This is a genomic window from Moritella viscosa (genome assembly GCF_900120065.1).
GTDB classification, from domain to species: Bacteria; Pseudomonadota; Gammaproteobacteria; order Enterobacterales; family Moritellaceae; genus Moritella; species Moritella viscosa.
In genome coordinates, this window is the sequence record NZ_FPLG01000005.1 from 1 (window position 1) to 16,716 (window position 16,716).

Here is a 16,716-nt window from a genome sequence, read left to right on the forward strand (position 1 = left end):
AAATCTACAAATCTACAAATCGATCAATTTATCGCTGCTAATTTTTATTCTATGTCATTTAGACCAATTGTACTTATGGATTAAATGTTATAGTTACCGGTCACTTAGTGCAGGAATTTAACTAAGTATTCGTTCTGGAACCAATGATAACGTCGAGGATTGACATGAAAGCCGATAATAAACTCAGTAAAATTGTTAAAAAAGTAACTCTACTTCCAAAAGGTTGCCACGCGTCCGCGCTGTCGTTGGTCTTTGGAAAAGTGATTAAATTTGCTGGTACATCAAAAATACGTGTCGAAAAGTTAGACTTTTCTGGTTCTAAACTTAGTTTGAAGAACCGTAAGCGCGTGCAGAATCATATTGGTGGTGTTCATGCTGCAGCAATGGCTTTACTTGGTGAGTCTGCGACGGGTTTTTTAATTGGTATGCATGTATCTGACAACCGTATTCCATTATTAAAAAATATGAACATTGATTACGTTCGTCGTGCTGCGGGCGATCTTACTGCTGTGGCCACATTAAGCGATGAGCAAATAAATTATATTCGTGAAACAGAAAAAGGTGATATCTCGGTACCTGTTGTTATTACGGATAGTGAAGGTAATGAGCCGATCAATGCTGAATTTATTTGGGCTTGGGTTCCAAAAAGACGTTAACTTTTAGTTATTTTATGCCCAAGCTACTTCGAGATAAACTTTGATCAAATTCGATCTTAATTACCTCATCAGAAGTGGTTTTGGTATGTACCTGTCATCATTCTTCTTTAATTACCGTTTTCTATCTCTATTTTCCTATTATTTTGTATATAAAATGATTTATGGTTTAATTTAACTATATAATTTTAGGTATAATTATTGATTGGAAGCTCTATTCTCTGCTGTCGCTAATCATATTACTGAAAGAACTTGATTTTTATCCCTAACAAGAACATTGTGTAGCTCGGAAAAATAATCTTCAGTTAATCTAATCAAATTTACTTCCATTAGAGGTGTAGCATGTCGGTGTACAGTACCTTATGTTTTCTCGCAGCAATTGCCATTTTTATTGCATTTATTAATAGCAAAATTGGTAAAATGCAAACAACAATTGCGATAACTGCGGGATCAATAATACTGTCTTTAGGTATTGTGATTGCAGGCCAAAGCGGCTGGTTTCATTTAGAGGCAATCGCAACAGAGCAATTAAATAGTATCAACTTCGAAAGTTTCTTATTAAAAGGTATCCTAGGTTTCTTATTATTTGCTGGCGGTTTAGGCATTAAATTGGCAAACATGAAAGATCAGAAATGGGAAATTACGGTTTTAGCTCTCGTCGCTACCTTATTCTCAACTGGTTTTATTGGAGGGGTGTTATGGGGATTTTGTCAGTTAGTTGGGATTCCATTGGACTTCATTTACTGTCTACTCTTTGGGGCGCTAATTTCTCCTACGGATCCGATTGCTGTACTGGCGATTGTTAAGAACCTGGACGCACCGCAGCGTATTTCAACGCAAATCGAAGGTGAGTCATTATTTAATGATGGTTTTGGTTTAGTGATCTTTATGACGCTATTTACGGTGGCATTTGGCTCTGAAGCGCCAACCGTAAGCAGTGTGACTCAACTGTTCTTGCATGAAGCGATTGGTGGCATCATTTATGGGCTTGCGCTTGGTCTAGTATTCCATTATTTAATTAGTTCAACGAATGACCACTCAATGGAATTATTACTGACCATTGCTATCCCTACGGCGGGTTATGTATTTGCAGATGTGATCGATGTTTCAGGTCCATTAGCTATGGTTGTTGCTGGTATTATGATTGGTAACTGGACGCGTCAAAAAGGCTTTTCGCCAGAAAGTGAATACCATTTGGATCATTTTTGGGAGTTGGTTGATGAATTCTTAAACGGCATTCTATTCTTGTTGATTGGTATGGCCATGTTATTGTTTAGCTTCCACAAAGAAGATTGGATCTTGATGGTTTTTGCTATTCCATTAGTATTGTTAGCGCGTTATTTAAGTGTTAAATTTTCTTATTTATTTTTCAATCGATTCCGTAGTTACAACCCGTTATCCGTTAAGATCTTAACGTGGGGTGGTTTACGTGGTGGTTTGGCATTAGCGATGGCGTTGGCGATTCCTGCAGGTGTGTTTGTTATTCCAGAGAAAAGTATCGATGTGAGAGAAATTATTCTGGTCATGACCTACTCGGTTGTAGTGTTCTCAATTTTGGTGCAAGGCTCTAGTATCACTGGTTTGATCCATAAAGCCAAAACGTGGGAAGCAGAGCAGCTTGCTAAGAAAGAGGATAAATAATCGTTAACGATTATGTAAGCTGTAAATCGAGATGGTGAATAAAAACGTGTAGAGGATTGTCCTCCACACGTTTTTTCTATTTATTAACTAGCTATTCATCATGCATCGCGTGGCAGTGCTTTTTCAACCATGCGGATTAACTTATCCTTGGTTTTATCGATCTGTAATATCGGAATAATGTTGTTTGCTTTGGCTTGCTGTTGTTGCAGTGCCCAAGTGATATGTTCTTGCACCATCTCCGTTGTTTCTACAAACTTAGTTTCTAAAGCCTCGACAATTTCTGGGGAATAAGCTGCATTACCCAGTGCGACTGAAATATTACGTAACCAACGTTCATGACCAATACGACGAATCGGTGAGCCTTCCGTTTGTTTAAGGAAATAGGCTTCATTCCAGGCATACAGCGTCAATAGCTCTGGCGAGTGCAGGTTTGATCTTGGGTGAAAGTCTTGTTCACCGGTAATTGCGGCAAATCGATTCCACGGACAGATCAATTGGCAATCGTCACAACCGTAAATGCGATTACCAATCAAGGTTCTATACTGCTCTGGTATCGCCCCAAACAGTTCAATAGTGAGATAAGAAATGCAACGATTCGCATCAACAGTGTAAGGCTCGACAATCGCTTGTGTTGGACAAATTTGTAAACACGCAGTACATTTACCACATTGGTTTTCAATGGGCTTATCAATGGGTAATGGTAGGTTTATTAGTATTTCGCCAAGAAAAAACCACGAGCCTGCTTCCTTGTTTAAAATCAGCGAATGTTTACCTGTCCAGCCTAATCCGGCTTTTTCGGCCAAAGGTCGTTCGAGTAAAGGGCCGGTATCAACGAAGGGACGAGCATCGAGTGTTTCACAATGTTCGCTGATTTTTTGGCCTAAATGTTTAAGGCGTTTTCGGATGATTTTATGGTAATCACGACCCAACGCGTAGCGACTAATATAACCTTTATCTTTTTGTTTTAAGGTTGTAGCCATTAGTGCGTCGGGTGGTAGATAATCCATGCGCACGGAGATCACGCGAATGGTGCCTGGGTAGAGTTCTTCAGGGTGAGTTCGCATGGTACCGTAACGCGACATATAATCCATGTCGGCGTGATAGCCATTATCTAACCAGGTTTGGAAATGTGGCTCGTAGGTTGATAAATCAGTATCGGCAATACCGACTTGTTGGAAACCAAGTTCTGCGCCCCAGACTTTAATTTGCTGTGTAAGTTGTTGATAGTCTATCGGAGGCATGGTTTATTATCTGTCTATGAGTAAATTGAGGTAAAGTTTATCATATTGTGGTTTTCTTTGGGCTCGACAGTTTGTAGAATCTACATACCTGTAGAATTTTATAAGAAGCTGTCTTACGAAAGACAGATCTTGTTGTACAGATATGGGATAGTGTAGTAGCACTGCTCAATATAGCATTCTATTTTAATGTTTAAGGTACTCAAATTAGATGACAAATACAGTAAAAGTTTTATTAGCTGATGAATCAGAAACCGTTGCTTTTGGTGCTAGTCTTGCGCGTTTATGCGATAGCGCAACGACCATTTTTTTACATGGTGATTTAGGTGCTGGTAAAACGACATTAACCCGTGGTTTTGTGCAGGCATTGGGTCATCAAGGGAATGTTAAAAGTCCTACTTATACATTAGTTGAACCGTATGAATTAGCTGATTGGAATGTGTATCATTTTGATCTCTATCGTTTAGCTGATCCTGAAGAATTAGAATTCATGGGTATCCGTGATTATTTTGATGATAATTGCCTGTGTTTAATTGAGTGGCCGCAGCGCGGTGAAGGTTTCTTACCTGCTGAAGATTTACAAATTACGCTTACTTATGTCGGAGAGCAACGTGAAGTTGTGGTTGAAGCCCTGAGTGAGTTAGGCGCAACACTCGTTAATAAATTAGCTAACATAAATATAGGATAAGAATGTTTAAACGGATTTTACTATTAAGCATAATTTATTTGTGCTTTATGCCATTAAGTTATGCTGCTAATGCGGTGTATGCTATCCGGATTGTTGAGCATGCAGATAAAACAAGAATTGTTTTTGACCTAGCGAAAAAACCGTTATTCAACCTTTATGACCGTCACAAAAAGACACAGATCGTGGTAGATTTTGCTGGTACACAAAATAAGGTTAATGTGAGTAAACTAGCAAAGTTAAGCAGTAATATTATCCGTGTCGAGCAAACCAAGTCGGCTAAATCTAGTGATTTACGTATTATTTTTCATCTTGCTCAACCAATTCAGTATCGATTTTTTGAATTAGCGGGTAATAAAACCGCCAGAAATCGACTGGTTATTGATTTACCTGTAAAACCGACGAAGTCTGCAAAGGCTGTTATCAAGAAAAAAAATCCGGTTGCAGTCAAAAAAATAACGAAAAAACCAGTTGTTAGGCACCCGAAAAGAGATGTCGTGATCGCGATTGATGCTGGACATGGTGGTAAAGACCCTGGATCTATCGGTTTCAAAAAGTTTGTTGAAAAAGACATTACCTTAGCCATTGCGAAAAAAACAGTGGCAATTTTAAACCAGAAGAAAGGCATTAAAGCCGTTTTGATTCGCAAAGACGATCGTTATATTTCGTTAAACGAACGTTCTGCGATTGCACGTAAATATAAAGCTGAGTTATTAGTGTCTGTGCATGCTGACGGTTTTACTTCATCAAATCCATCGGGGGCATCAACGTTAATTTTATCGCAAGGTCGTGCGAATTATGAATTCAAGAAAAAGCTACGTGACGATAATGTCAACGGACTGTTAGGTGGCGTAGGTGATGCGATTAAAAACAGTAACGGTGCTGATGATTTACAATATACGTTCCTCGATCTTGGTCGGCAATATTCACAAGGTGCAGGTTATAACATTGCATCATTAATTCATCACGAGTTAGCGAAAGTAACTAATATGCATAAATCTAAGCCGTATGAGCAAAGCTTGGCTGTATTGAAGTCATTGGATATTCCGTCGTTATTAGTGGAAACTGGCTTTGTTACCAACTATCGAGAAGGTAAAAAATTAACGACAAGTAGCCACCAGTATAAAATTGCGAACGCTATTGCACAAGGTAGTTACTTGTATTTCCGTAATGCACCACCTAAAGATACTTATTTGGCGTATATGCGAAATGGTATTCACGTGGTTAAAAAAGGTGACTCACTTTCTGTTATTGCCAGCAGTTATGGCACTACAGAATGGCGTATTAAGCAATTAAATAACTTAACTAAAAGTACTATATTTATTGGTCAAAAATTAAAAATCCCAACGAGTTAGGTGTGTCATGACAATTCAAATATTACCACCTCGATTAGCTAACCAAATTGCTGCGGGTGAGGTGGTTGAACGCCCTTCATCGGTCGTAAAAGAGCTTATTGAGAACAGTATAGATGCAGGCGCGACGCGTATTGATATTGATATTGAGAAGGGTGGTGCCAAACTGATCCGACTTCGTGATAATGGGAGCGGGGTGGAGAAAGACCAACTTGGTCTGGCATTAAGCCGCCATGCTACGAGTAAGCTTGCTACGTTAGATGATCTAGAATCGATTGATAGTCTTGGCTTTCGTGGTGAAGCATTAGCAAGTATCAGTTCGGTTTCTCGACTTACATTTACCTCTCGAACCAAGGCGCAAACGGAAGCATGGCAAGCCTACGCAGAAGGCCGGGATATGCAGGTTCAGATTAAACCTGCGGCACATCCGATCGGTACCACGGTTGAAGTGATCGATTTATTTTTTAATACGCCTGCTCGTCGTAAATTTTTACGTACGGATAAAACAGAATTTAATCATATTGATGAGTTGGTGAAACGTATTGCGTTAAGTCGCTTTGATTTACAGATCACACTGAAGCATAACGGTAAAGTGATCCGCAGTTATCGTCCCGCGAGTAGCATCGAACAACAAGAACGTCGTGTTGCCAGTATTACTAGTACCAATTTTATGGCGAATTGCATGGCATTGAACTGCGAACACAGTGATATAAAACTGTGGGGCTGGGTGGGTTTACCACATGATAATGCGCCAATGGATGTGCAATACAGTTATGTTAATGGCCGTATGATGCGAGATAAGCTGATCAACCATGCATTACGTCAAGCTTATGAAGAAGCGACTGGTATTGCTGCGCCGCCAGCGTACGTATTGTTTATTGAAGTGTCTGTACGTGAAGTCGATGTGAATGTACATCCGGCTAAACATGAAGTACGTTTTCATCAAGCGCGTTTAGTGCATGATTTTATCTTTCAAGGTGTTTTTAAAGCTATTACTGAAGGTGTCAGCCCATCGATATCAACGACTGAGTTACCTGTTCAGGAAGCGATTAGTTATCCTGGACAAGCATCTATCAACAGCAGTAGCAATACCAGTGTTAACGAACAGAATACTGGTCATGGTGTAGCGCATGGGGGAATTGTTGATAGCGCGGTTACCCTTGCACATGATGATGTTATGCCGATGCAAAAACAGCATGGTTATGGCGTTACCGATACGCGTCAGGCGAGTACAAGTGCAACGTCGTCGAATTATGCTCAGCAGCGTCAATATATGCCAGATAAGCCTTCAGCAGGCGCTATTAAGCAGTACAATCACTTATTACAGCCCAGTAAGGCTGAAATAACGGAGCTGCAGCTAGCTGCACGAAATACCGCGACTACAAGTGTTAACCAAGGGCGTCAAGTTGGGTCGAATACTCAGCCGAACGAGCAACATATTACGCGAGTGAAGTTACTCAGCTTAGTTGTAGATAATTATTTATTATTGCAAGATGATGATGTTATTTTTCTCGCAGATGTACTGGCAATGTGGCAGGTTAATTGTAAAATGCAATTGCTGGCAGCATGGGAGCAAGGGGTTATATCACAACCTTTGTTATTGCCAATATCGATTAAGTTAGATAAAAACTTTGTCGAAACAGCAAAAAATCAGCAAAATTTGCTTAATCGTTTGGGTTTAGAGTTGAATTATAGTAATGCCGCCACCATTATCGTTAGAAAGGTGCCAGCACAATTACGCCAAGCAAATTTATCAGCTGTGTTACCAGAGTTATTGCAACAGATAGTCCATTTATCGGAAAAGGCTAGCGCCTCAGATGTTGCCCCCTTGTGTCATTGGCTTGCAATACAAGGTAGTCATGGATTGACCAAATTTACTTGGGAACAAGCGACTCAAATATATAGCCAATTTATCGAACAAGATAGCTGTGTACAACAGCAATATAGTTCTAAACTATTTGAGAAACTTGACTATATGTCTGTAATAGAGAGATTTAACTGTGACTCAACAGCAAACTAAACCATTACCAAAAGCTATCTTTTTAATGGGGCCAACGGCGTCAGGTAAAACTGATCTTGCTATTGAGTTAACAAAACAACTACCGTGTGAAATTATCAGTGTTGATTCAGCATTGATTTATAAAGACATGAATATCGGTAGTGCAAAACCAACGGCGGCAGAATTAGCACAAGCGCCACACCGTTTAATTGATATTATTGATCCTGCTATGAGTTATTCAGCCGCTGATTTTCGTGCTGATGCCTTAAAACATATGCAAGCGATCACAGAAGCAGGAAAAATACCGCTACTTGTTGGCGGCACTATGCTTTATTTTAAAGTATTACTTGAAGGTTTATCGCCGGTACCGACATCGGTGCCTGAAATTAGGCTGGCCATTGAAGCGGACGCAAAACTGCGTGGCTGGGAAGCATTACATCAAGAACTGTCTTTATATGATCCCGAGTCTGCAGCGCGTTTACATAAAAATGATGCACAGCGTGTTTGCCGGGCGGTTGAAGTTTATCGGCTAACGGGTAAATCATTAACTGAATTAACCCAACAAAAAGGTGAAGCATTACCTTATGACGTAGCACAATTTGCTATTGCGCCAACCGATAAAACCGTATTACATGAGCGTATCGAACGTCGTTTTAAGTTGATGATAGAAGCAGGTTTTGAAGCAGAAGTGCAAGCCTTGTATCAACGTGATGACCTGCACCTTGATTTACCCTCGATGCGCTGTGTCGGTTATCGCCAGATGTGGGAATACCTTGATGGTAAAATGGATCATGATGAGATGGTATTTCGTGGTGTGGTAGCAACAAGACAATTAGCAAAGCGTCAAATGACGTGGTTAAAAAGTTGGAACGATCTAACGTGGTTAGACTCCAAAGCAGATAACAATTTAGAAAAAGTTTTATTATCAGTTGGCTAGTGCCTATTTTTAAGTAGTATACTGATAATTATCGGTTATATTTTCATTATAATAAAAATCTAATTTTAAAAGGAAACTATTAATGGCTAAGGGACAATCATTGCAGGACCCGTTTTTGAATGCATTACGTCGCGAACGGATTCCTGTCGCAATTTATTTAGTTAACGGTATTAAGTTACAAGGACAAATCGAGTCATTTGACCAATTTGTTATCTTATTAAAAAATACCGTGAGCCAAATGGTATATAAACATGCTATTTCAACTGTTGTACCGGCACGTCCGTTACAACATGGCATCCAACCTGAAAGTGAAAGTGATAAATAATTCTTTGAAATTTAAATTAAAAAATCTTGTGGGTCATATACTCATAGGGAGTCGTGAAGTTGTTTGATCGCCATGAAGCAGGTGAACGTGCCATATTAGTGCACGTTAACTTTAATGATGAGGGCAACCGAGAAGATCTGCATGAATTAGAAATGCTGGTTTCCTCTGCTGGTGTGAATGCGTTATCTGTAGTAACAGGTTCGCGTTCAAGACCACACCCTAAATATTTTGTTGGTTCAGGTAAAGCAGAAGAAATTGCTGAAGCTGTAAAGCTTCATCAAGCAGATATTGTTATCTTTAATCATGCTTTAGCACCACGCCAAGAACGTAACTTAGAAGCGTTACTGGAATGTCGTGTTGTTGACCGTACAGGTTTGATTTTAGATATTTTTTCTCAACGAGCTCGTACTCATGAAGGTAAATTACAAGTCGAATTAGCGCAGCTGCGCCACATGTCGACCCGATTAATTCGAGGTTGGACGCATTTAGAACGCCAAAAAGGCGGTATCGGTATGCGTGGTCCAGGTGAAACTCAGCTTGAAACGGATCGTCGTTTATTACGCGTGCGTATGGACAGTATTTTACGTCGTTTAGATAAAGTGGTAACCAAACGTGATCAAGGTCGTCGCTCACGTAAGCGTCGTGAAATACCGACAATTTCGTTAGTAGGTTATACGAATGCAGGTAAATCGACCCTGTTTAATCGTCTCACTGATTCTAAAGTGTATGCTGCGGATCAATTGTTTGCGACGTTAGATCCAACATTACGCCGTATTGCGGTTGCCGATGTTGGTGAAGTGGTTTTAGCGGATACGGTTGGCTTTATTCGTCACTTGCCACATGATTTAGTTGCTGCTTTTAAAGCCACATTAACGGAAACGCGAGAAGCGGATCTACTTTTACATGTAATTGATTGTGCAGATGAAAACATGCGCGGTAATATTACAGAAGTGAATTCGGTATTAACAGAGATTGATGCGGGTGAAGTACCTGTTTTAATGGTATATAACAAAGTCGATAAGCTTGATGATGGTCGTTGTCGTATTGATTATGATGACGAAGGTAAGCCAGTTAGTGTATGGCTATCTGCAATGTCAGGCGAAGGTACAGCGTTTTTATATCAAGCATTGACGGAGTTACTGGCAAGTACCATGAAAGTGGTGAGGTTACAGTTACCCGCAATGCAAGGTAATGTCGTCAGCCATCTATATAATCTCGATTGTATTGAACATGAAGCGTTTTCTGAAAATGGTGACTGGCTACTCGACATTAGAATGACTATGATTGATTGGCAACGTTTGAAAAAACACAAATGTAATAACATTGAAGATTTTATCCTTCAGCACTAGGCTGATATCATTAATATTTTCCCGAAACTATCTGGTAATGGAGATGCAAATGGCTTGGAATGAGCCCGGAAATGGCGGTAATAAAGATCGCGACCCTTGGGGACAAAAAGGGAAAGAGCAGGGACCCCCTGATCTTGACGAAGTATTTAAAAAGCTAACCAGTAAGTTCGGTGGCGGTAAAGGCGGTAAGTTTTCAGGCGGTGCTAACTTTAATAAAGTTGGTGTCTCTCTGGTACTTGGTGTACTTGCCGTGATCTGGGTGGTCAGTGGTTTCTATACGATCAAAGAAGCTGAACGTGGCGTGGTATTACGTTTAGGTCAGTATTCACAAACGGTTGAACCGGGTTTATCTTGGTTACCGACGTTTGTTGATCGTGTGATTCCTGTTGACGTTAAGAGCATTCGCTCTATGCCTGCTGCTGGTTCAATGTTAACTAAAGATGAAAACGTTGTTGACGTAAAAATGGATATTCAATATCGTGTTATTAACTCGCGTGAATATCTATTTAGCGTGACAAATCCGGATGATAGCTTACATCAAGCAATTGACAGTGCATTACGTTTCGTTATCGGTCATACGACAATGGATGATGTGATCACAACGGGTCGTGAAGTTGTACGTCAAAGTACCCGTGAAAACATTGAATCTATCATTGGTGAGTATCACATGGGTATTGAACTTGTTGATGTCAACTTCTTGTCTGCACGCCCACCGGAAGCAGTTAAAGATGCATTCGATGATGCGATTTCTGCACAAGAAGATGAACAGCGTTATATCCGTGAAGCCGAAGCTTATGCACGTGCAATTGAACCAACAGCACGTGGTCAAGTGAAGCGTATTGAACAAGAAGCACAAGCCTACCAACAGCAAATTGTGTTAAAAGCACAAGGTGAAGTAGCACGTTTCGAAAGTCTATTGCCACAGTATCAGCTTGCACCGGAAGTAACGCGTCAACGTTTATATCTAGAAACAATGGAAGCGGTTTATTCAAATACAACGAAAGTTGTGGTTGATACTAAAGGTACTGGCAACATGTTATATCTACCATTAGATAAGATCATGAGCGCTAATGCGGACAGTAAACCGGCTCGTGCGGCAAACACAGTAGCAGCACCGCAACAACCAGCGAAATCAAATAACCGTTATCAGTATCCAGATACGAATAGTAGTAATGTTCGTCCTGATCGTTTTAACACAGGGAGAAACTAAGCTATGAATCAATTAAAAGCAGTTATTTTAGTACTTGTGCTATTACTTGGTTTTTCGTCTTTCTTTGTAGTAAACGAAGGTGAACGTGCGCTAGTAGTTCGTTTTGGTAAAGTACTTAAAACAGGTGATGAAGCGAAGGTTTACCTTCCGGGCCTGAACTTTAAAGTACCCTTTATCGATTCAATTCGCGTGTTAAGCTCTCGTTTACAAACGCTTGATGGTAACGCTGACCGTTTTGTTACTTCTGAGAAGAAAGATTTAATTATCGATTCTTACGTGAAATGGCGTATTGAAGACTTTGAGAAATTTTACCTAGCAACTAATGGCGGTAACTTCTTACAAGCAGAGTCTTTATTACAACGTAAAATTACCAATGGTCTACGTAATGAAATTGGTAACCGTACTATTAAAGATATCGTTTCTGGCCAACGTGGCGAAGTAATGGAAACGGCATTGAAACGTATGGCACGTTCATCTGAGCTAGGTATTCTGGTTGAAGATGTACGAATTAAGCAGATCAATCTACCAGAGGAAGTCAGTAACAGTATCTTCCAACGTATGAGTGCAGAGCGTCATGCTGTAGCGAAAGAACATCGTTCGCAAGGTTATGAACAAGCTGAGATCTTAAAAGCAGCAGTGGATGCGAAAGTAACCGTAATGCTTGCTGACGCAAACCGTCAAGCACGTGAACTACGTGGTAAAGGTGATGCAGATGCAGCGAAGATTTATGCTGATACGTACAATAAAGATGCCGAATTTTATGGTTTCTTGCGTAGCTTACAAGCTTATTCTAAGAGCTTTAGCAATAAGTCTGATGTATTAGTTATTTCTCCAGAGAGTGACTTCTTCAATTACATGAAGGGTTCTGCTGTAAAATAATCATTGCTTGTCAATGAATAACAAAAAGGCCGTTGCTATCTTGGATAGCAGCGGCCTTTTTTATGGTGTTAACTCATTATTAATTAAGAAAAATATGCTTCAATTTCTTCGAGTATCTGTAAGGTCCAATTGGCAATGCGCTCATCAGTTTGATCGTACTGGCTGTCTTCATCGAGGGCAAGACCGAAAAACTGGCTTTCATCTTCGGTTAGTGCTTTTGAAGCCACAAACTCATAACCTTGATTTGGCCACTGGCCGATAAAGTGGATGTCTTTACCTTGCAACTCGTCAAACAGCATGCCCATCGCGTCCAGATACCATTCACTGTAGTTAACTTGATCACCAAGACCAAATAACGCTACCGTTTTCCCTGCTAGGTTAATACCTGCAATATCAGACCACAGATCACCCCAGTCTTCCTGAAGCTCACCATAATCCCAAGTCGAAATACCAAATAGAACGATGTCATAGGTTTCTATATCAGTAAAACCCGAGTCTTTTATGTCATGTAAGTCGACAAGTTCTGCACCAATTTCAGTTTGGATCTTTTCCGCAGCTATGGTGGTATAAAAAGTAGTGGAGCCGTAATATAAACCGATTTTCATTATTTACATCCAAAGACAGTGTTGCTAATCATACTATTGTTATAAATACTATGTGTTAATCCTGCACTGAGCGATCACTTGCTCATCGTTACGCATAGTAACATGAGATAATTGTACTATAATTCATGTTTATTTATACAGTGTTGTTATACTGATAAAATAGTGATGGCAATTGTAATCGTACTTGTACTTTTAATCGTAATAGCAGCATAGGGCATTCGCTTGGAAAAGATTGAAATAATAGAACAGTTTTTAGATATTATGTGGCATGAGCGTGGATTGTCAGATAATACCCTGGCCTCTTACCGTAATGATTTAAGCCAATATCATCACTGGTTAGCGCAACATAAGCAGCAATTATTAACCGTTGATCGTCTTGAAATACAAGCATTTATGGCAAGTCGTTTTGATTTAGGTTACAAAGCCAGTAGTACCTCGCGACAGTTGAGTGCAATTCGTCGTTTTTATCAATATCTTTATCGCGAACAGATGCGAGATGATGATCCGACGGCATTACTCACCAGCCCAAAACTACCGCAGCGTTTACCGGATGATTTATCTGAAGCGGAAGTGGATGCATTATTGGCTGCACCAGAGTTAGACGATCCGATCCAATTACGTGATAAAGCCATGATGGAATTGTTATATGCCACAGGGTTACGCGTATCGGAATTAGTTGGCTTGAGCATGGAATCAGTGAGTTTACGCCAAGGGTTAGTGCGTGTAACAGGTAAGGGCGGTAAGGAACGCTTGGTACCTATGGGTGAAGAAGCTGTGTATTGGACTGAGCGCTTTATTGCCGAAGGTCGCGCAACGTTATTAAAAGGGTTAACGTCCGATGTGGTGTTTCCCTCAAAACGTGGCAACTTTATGACTCGGCAAACTTTCTGGCATCGTCTTAAGCATTACTCACAAGTCGCAGGTATTACTACGCATTTATCACCGCACACTTTACGCCATGCGTTTGCGACCCATTTATTGAACTATGGTGCTGATCTGCGTGTCGTGCAAATGTTACTTGGCCATAGCGATTTATCTACAACGCAAATTTATACGCATGTGGCAACAGCACGATTAGAGCAACTGCATAGTGAGCACCATCCTCGTGCTTAATAGTGTTGATGACGTGACATTAGCAAGGATTAAGGCTAGTGATAAATAATAAATTCTGTTAATTTATCTTGTATAGATAGCCATTAAGGATAAGAGCGGAGAACATATGTTAAAGAAAGTAATGATTACAGCCATTGCTGTAGGTTTAGTGGGGAGCTTTTTACTTGGGATCAATGGTAGTCCTGAGCAGACGTTAATGACCACTCCGGCGGTTCATACTGAACAACCTACCAATGTCGCATTATCAGCAGATCACCAAGATATTTCACGCTTATTAGCTGAGAAACTTAACTTTAAAGTATCAAGTGTAAGTGACAGTGTTATCCCTGGCTTGTTTGAAGTCGCTACCGATCAAGGTATCTTTTATGTGAATGCTGATGCGTCTAATCTTATCCAAGGTTCACTTTACCAAGTTAATGAAAACGGGGTTACGGATCTCACAGAACAAGCAATGAGTAAAGTACGCCAGCAAGCAATACAAGAATTCGCAGGTGATACGATTAATTACCCTGCCGAAAACGAAAAGTACAGCATAACGGTATTTACCGATATTAACTGTGGTTACTGTCGTAAGCTACATAACGAAGTCGCGCAACTGAACCAGCTTGGTATTAGTGTTAAATATTTAGCATTTCCACGAGGTGGTCTCAACTCTAAGACTTATCAAGATATGGCGTCAATTTGGTGTGCCGAAGACAGTGCGCAAGCGATGAACAACGCAAAACGTGGTGGCAAAGTCATTCCTGAAATGTGTACAAATACAGTTGCACAGCAATATGAGCTTGGTCGACGTTTAGGCGTGACGGGTACGCCTGCAATTGTTTTGGAAAACGGACAAATGCAACCGGGTTACGTGCCTGCTGAACAGCTTCTTAGTATGCTCAAAAACATGGATAAATCTTGAAAAAACAAATTAAACGTCGCGATAATGTAGATTGTGACGGTATATCAGCAGCGGTGCCTGCATTATTACGCCAAATTTATGCCAGTCGTGGTGTGAAGTCAGATCAAGAATTAGAGAAAGGCGCTAAAAACTTATTACGTCCGAATCAGCTTAAAGGTATGACTGCCGCGTGTGATTTATTAGTTAGCGCATTAGTACAAAATCAACGTATTATCATTGTTGGTGATTTTGATGCCGATGGCGCAACAAGTACGGCATTGTCGATGCTTGGTTTTAAAATGCTAGGCTATCGTAATGTTGATTTTTTAGTACCCAATCGCTTTGAATTTGGTTATGGCTTAAGTCCTGAAATTGTTGATCTTGCTGCAGCCAATGGTGCGCAATTGATCATGACTGTGGATAACGGTATTTCTAGCATTGCGGGTGTTGCTGCAGCGAAAACGTTAGACATTAAAGTGCTAGTGACCGACCACCATTTGCCGGGTAACGAAATACCGGATGCCGATGCAATTGTTAATCCCAATCAACACGGCTGTACATTCCCAAGCAAAAATCTTGCAGGCGTAGGTGTTGCCTTTTATGTCATGTTGGCATTACGAAGTGCACTGCGTGAACAAGATTGGTTTACTAAGCAAGGTTTAACAGAACCTAATTTAGCCTGTCTGCTGGACATTGTTGCGTTGGGTACGGTTGCCGACGTTGTCCCATTAGATGCTAATAATCGTATTTTAGTGCATCAAGGTTTACAGCGTATTCGCGTCGATAAATGTCGACCCGGCATTAAAGCTTTGATCGAAATTGCCAATCGTAATCAAGCTCAGCTTTGCGCAAGCGATCTTGGTTTTGCATTAGGACCAAGGTTAAATGCTGCTGGACGCTTAGATGACATGTCCGTTGGCGTAGCAACGCTGCTATGTGAAGACCTCAATAACGCGCGTCGTTTTGCTGGTGAACTTGATAGTCTGAATGAAGAACGTAAAGAAATTGAGAACTCGATGCAGCAAGAAGCGTTAGCTATCCTAAAAAGTGTCGATTTTGATGCAGGGCAAGTACCTTATGGTATTTGTTTATTTCAAGATGATTGGCATCAAGGTGTGGTTGGCTTAGTTGCATCTCGGATTAAAGAGCGTTTCCACCGCCCTGTTATCGCTTTTGCTGATGCAGGTGAAGGGGAAATAAAAGGGTCAGCACGTTCAATACCTGGCTTGCACTTACGTGATGTTTTAGAGTTACTTGATATCCGTAATCCGGGCATGATCTTGAAATTCGGCGGGCATGCGATGGCGGCTGGTTTGTCTTTACATCTTGATTGTTATGATGAGTTTTCGAGACAGTTTAACGCTTTAGTGCAGGAACTATTAACTGAAGAGCAGTTAACTGGTGTGGTATTAAGTGATGGTGAACTACCGAGCGAGCAACTGTCATTGCCAACAGCTGAACTAATCAAAGAAGCAGCACCCTGGGGGCAGATGTTCCCTGAGCCGATCTTTGATGGTACGTTTAAATTACGTGAGCAACGCCTTGTGGGTAAAAAACATTTAAAAATGATGTTGGAACCTGAAAGTGGTGGACCTCTGGTGGATGCGATTGCTTTTAATGTTGATTTAGAAGTATGGCCTGATGCTTCGGTACAGAAGATCGAGTTAGCCTATAAATTGGATGTTAATGAGTTCCGTGGTAAGCGCAGTTTGCAGTTTATGGTTGAGCATTTACAGCCATTACGCTAATCGTATTTATTTATAAAGCTAGTTTGATAGTTTTTGGCGATTGAAATGTCAGGTTTAATCGCCTTTAGCTATTTGTCATTTGCAGTTATAGTTATTTCT

15 protein-coding genes are annotated in these 16,716 nt (G+C 40.5%); 13 read left to right on the forward strand and 2 right to left on the reverse strand.

The genetic code is table 11. From position 1 onward, the window contains the following. Window positions 1-164 precede the first annotated feature (164 nt). The gene (locus BT797_RS00540; protein WP_075470852.1) at window positions 165-656 is read left to right on the forward strand and encodes a DUF4442 domain-containing protein; all 492 of its coding nucleotides are present in this window, start codon (window positions 165-167) and stop codon (window positions 654-656) included. Window positions 657-995: 339 nt separating this feature from the next. Next, window positions 996-2,294: a cation:proton antiporter gene (locus BT797_RS00545; RefSeq protein ID WP_045108856.1), complete on the forward strand. Its 1,299-nt coding sequence runs from the start codon at window positions 996-998 to the stop codon at window positions 2,292-2,294. Window positions 2,295-2,392: 98 nt separating this feature from the next. On the opposite strand, the gene queG is transcribed toward BT797_RS00545, so the two are convergent. Further along, window positions 2,393-3,535 carry a tRNA epoxyqueuosine(34) reductase QueG gene (gene queG, locus BT797_RS00550; protein ID WP_045108857.1) on the reverse strand — a complete coding sequence of 381 codons (1,143 nt, stop codon included), beginning with the start codon at window positions 3,533-3,535 and terminating at the stop codon, window positions 2,393-2,395. A 208-nt stretch (window positions 3,536-3,743) separates the two neighbouring features. Here queG and tsaE point away from each other — a divergent pair, with 208 nt between their 5' ends. The 8 genes from tsaE (at window position 3,744) to hflC (ending at window position 12,268) form a co-directional block, all read left to right on the forward strand. Continuing rightward, complete coding sequence (gene tsaE / locus BT797_RS00555) at window positions 3,744-4,220, forward strand: tRNA (adenosine(37)-N6)-threonylcarbamoyltransferase complex ATPase subunit type 1 TsaE (RefSeq protein WP_045108858.1); 477 nt, start codon at window positions 3,744-3,746, stop codon at window positions 4,218-4,220. 2 nt (window positions 4,221-4,222) lie between these two features. Further along, window positions 4,223-5,572: an N-acetylmuramoyl-L-alanine amidase gene (locus BT797_RS00560; RefSeq protein ID WP_045108859.1), complete on the forward strand. Its 1,350-nt coding sequence runs from the start codon at window positions 4,223-4,225 to the stop codon at window positions 5,570-5,572. Between the two features lie 7 nt (window positions 5,573-5,579). Further along, window positions 5,580-7,589 (forward strand): DNA mismatch repair endonuclease MutL, encoded by a 2,010-nt coding sequence (gene mutL, locus BT797_RS00565; RefSeq protein ID WP_075470854.1) that lies wholly within the window; start codon window positions 5,580-5,582, stop codon window positions 7,587-7,589. Then, window positions 7,570-8,505, forward strand: a complete 936-nt coding sequence (gene miaA / locus BT797_RS00570; RefSeq protein ID WP_045108861.1) for a tRNA (adenosine(37)-N6)-dimethylallyltransferase MiaA — start codon at window positions 7,570-7,572, stop codon at window positions 8,503-8,505. Before mutL ends, miaA begins: the two co-directional genes overlap by 20 nt. A gap of 82 nt (window positions 8,506-8,587) precedes the next feature. Then, window positions 8,588-8,830 (forward strand): RNA chaperone Hfq, encoded by a 243-nt coding sequence (gene hfq, locus BT797_RS00575; RefSeq protein ID WP_045108862.1) that lies wholly within the window; start codon window positions 8,588-8,590, stop codon window positions 8,828-8,830. A 59-nt stretch (window positions 8,831-8,889) separates the two neighbouring features. Continuing rightward, window positions 8,890-10,179, forward strand: a complete 1,290-nt coding sequence (gene hflX, locus BT797_RS00580; RefSeq protein ID WP_075470856.1) for a ribosome rescue GTPase HflX — start codon at window positions 8,890-8,892, stop codon at window positions 10,177-10,179. Window positions 10,180-10,228: 49 nt separating this feature from the next. Beyond that, window positions 10,229-11,389 carry an FtsH protease activity modulator HflK gene (hflK, locus tag BT797_RS00585; RefSeq protein ID WP_075470858.1) on the forward strand — a complete coding sequence of 387 codons (1,161 nt, stop codon included), beginning with the start codon at window positions 10,229-10,231 and terminating at the stop codon, window positions 11,387-11,389. Window positions 11,390-11,392: 3 nt separating this feature from the next. Then, entirely contained in the window at window positions 11,393-12,268 is an 876-nt protein-coding gene (gene hflC / locus BT797_RS00590) for a protease modulator HflC (protein ID WP_045108865.1), read from the forward strand. An 83-nt stretch (window positions 12,269-12,351) separates the two neighbouring features. On the opposite strand, the gene fldB is transcribed toward hflC, so the two are convergent. Continuing rightward, window positions 12,352-12,873 (reverse strand): flavodoxin FldB, encoded by a 522-nt coding sequence (fldB, locus tag BT797_RS00595; RefSeq protein ID WP_045108866.1) that lies wholly within the window; start codon window positions 12,871-12,873, stop codon window positions 12,352-12,354. A 222-nt stretch (window positions 12,874-13,095) separates the two neighbouring features. On the opposite strand from fldB, the gene xerD reads away from it, so the two are divergent. The 3 genes from xerD to recJ all read left to right on the forward strand — a co-directional run bounded on the left by xerD (window position 13,096) and on the right by recJ (window position 16,617). Beyond that, on the forward strand, window positions 13,096-13,986 hold the full coding sequence (xerD, locus tag BT797_RS00600) for a site-specific tyrosine recombinase XerD (protein ID WP_075470860.1): 891 nt from the start codon (window positions 13,096-13,098) through the stop codon (window positions 13,984-13,986). A 106-nt stretch (window positions 13,987-14,092) separates the two neighbouring features. Further along, the gene (dsbC, locus tag BT797_RS00605; protein ID WP_045108868.1) at window positions 14,093-14,890 is read left to right on the forward strand and encodes a bifunctional protein-disulfide isomerase/oxidoreductase DsbC; all 798 of its coding nucleotides are present in this window, start codon (window positions 14,093-14,095) and stop codon (window positions 14,888-14,890) included. Further along, the gene (gene recJ, locus BT797_RS00610; RefSeq protein ID WP_075470862.1) at window positions 14,887-16,617 is read left to right on the forward strand and encodes a single-stranded-DNA-specific exonuclease RecJ; all 1,731 of its coding nucleotides are present in this window, start codon (window positions 14,887-14,889) and stop codon (window positions 16,615-16,617) included. Before dsbC ends, recJ begins: the two co-directional genes overlap by 4 nt. Window positions 16,618-16,716 lie beyond the last annotated feature (99 nt).

What these genes read in the sequence shown, in the direction of transcription:
- BT797_RS00540 (WP_075470852.1), top strand. Translation starts at nt 165, where the DNA reads ATGAAAGCCGATAATAAACTCAGTAAAATTGTTAAAAAAGTAACTCTA.
- BT797_RS00545 (WP_045108856.1), top strand. Translation starts at nt 996, where the DNA reads ATGTCGGTGTACAGTACCTTATGTTTTCTCGCAGCAATTGCCATTTTT.
- queG (WP_045108857.1), bottom strand. Translation starts at nt 3,535, where the DNA reads ATGCCTCCGATAGACTATCAACAACTTACACAGCAAATTAAAGTCTGG.
- tsaE (WP_045108858.1), top strand. Translation starts at nt 3,744, where the DNA reads ATGACAAATACAGTAAAAGTTTTATTAGCTGATGAATCAGAAACCGTT.
- BT797_RS00560 (WP_045108859.1), top strand. Translation starts at nt 4,223, where the DNA reads ATGTTTAAACGGATTTTACTATTAAGCATAATTTATTTGTGCTTTATG.
- mutL (WP_075470854.1), top strand. Translation starts at nt 5,580, where the DNA reads ATGACAATTCAAATATTACCACCTCGATTAGCTAACCAAATTGCTGCG.
- hfq (WP_045108862.1), top strand. Translation starts at nt 8,588, where the DNA reads ATGGCTAAGGGACAATCATTGCAGGACCCGTTTTTGAATGCATTACGT.
- hflK (WP_075470858.1), top strand. Translation starts at nt 10,229, where the DNA reads ATGGCTTGGAATGAGCCCGGAAATGGCGGTAATAAAGATCGCGACCCT.
- hflC (WP_045108865.1), top strand. Translation starts at nt 11,393, where the DNA reads ATGAATCAATTAAAAGCAGTTATTTTAGTACTTGTGCTATTACTTGGT.
- fldB (WP_045108866.1), bottom strand. Translation starts at nt 12,873, where the DNA reads ATGAAAATCGGTTTATATTACGGCTCCACTACTTTTTATACCACCATA.
- dsbC (WP_045108868.1), top strand. Translation starts at nt 14,093, where the DNA reads ATGTTAAAGAAAGTAATGATTACAGCCATTGCTGTAGGTTTAGTGGGG.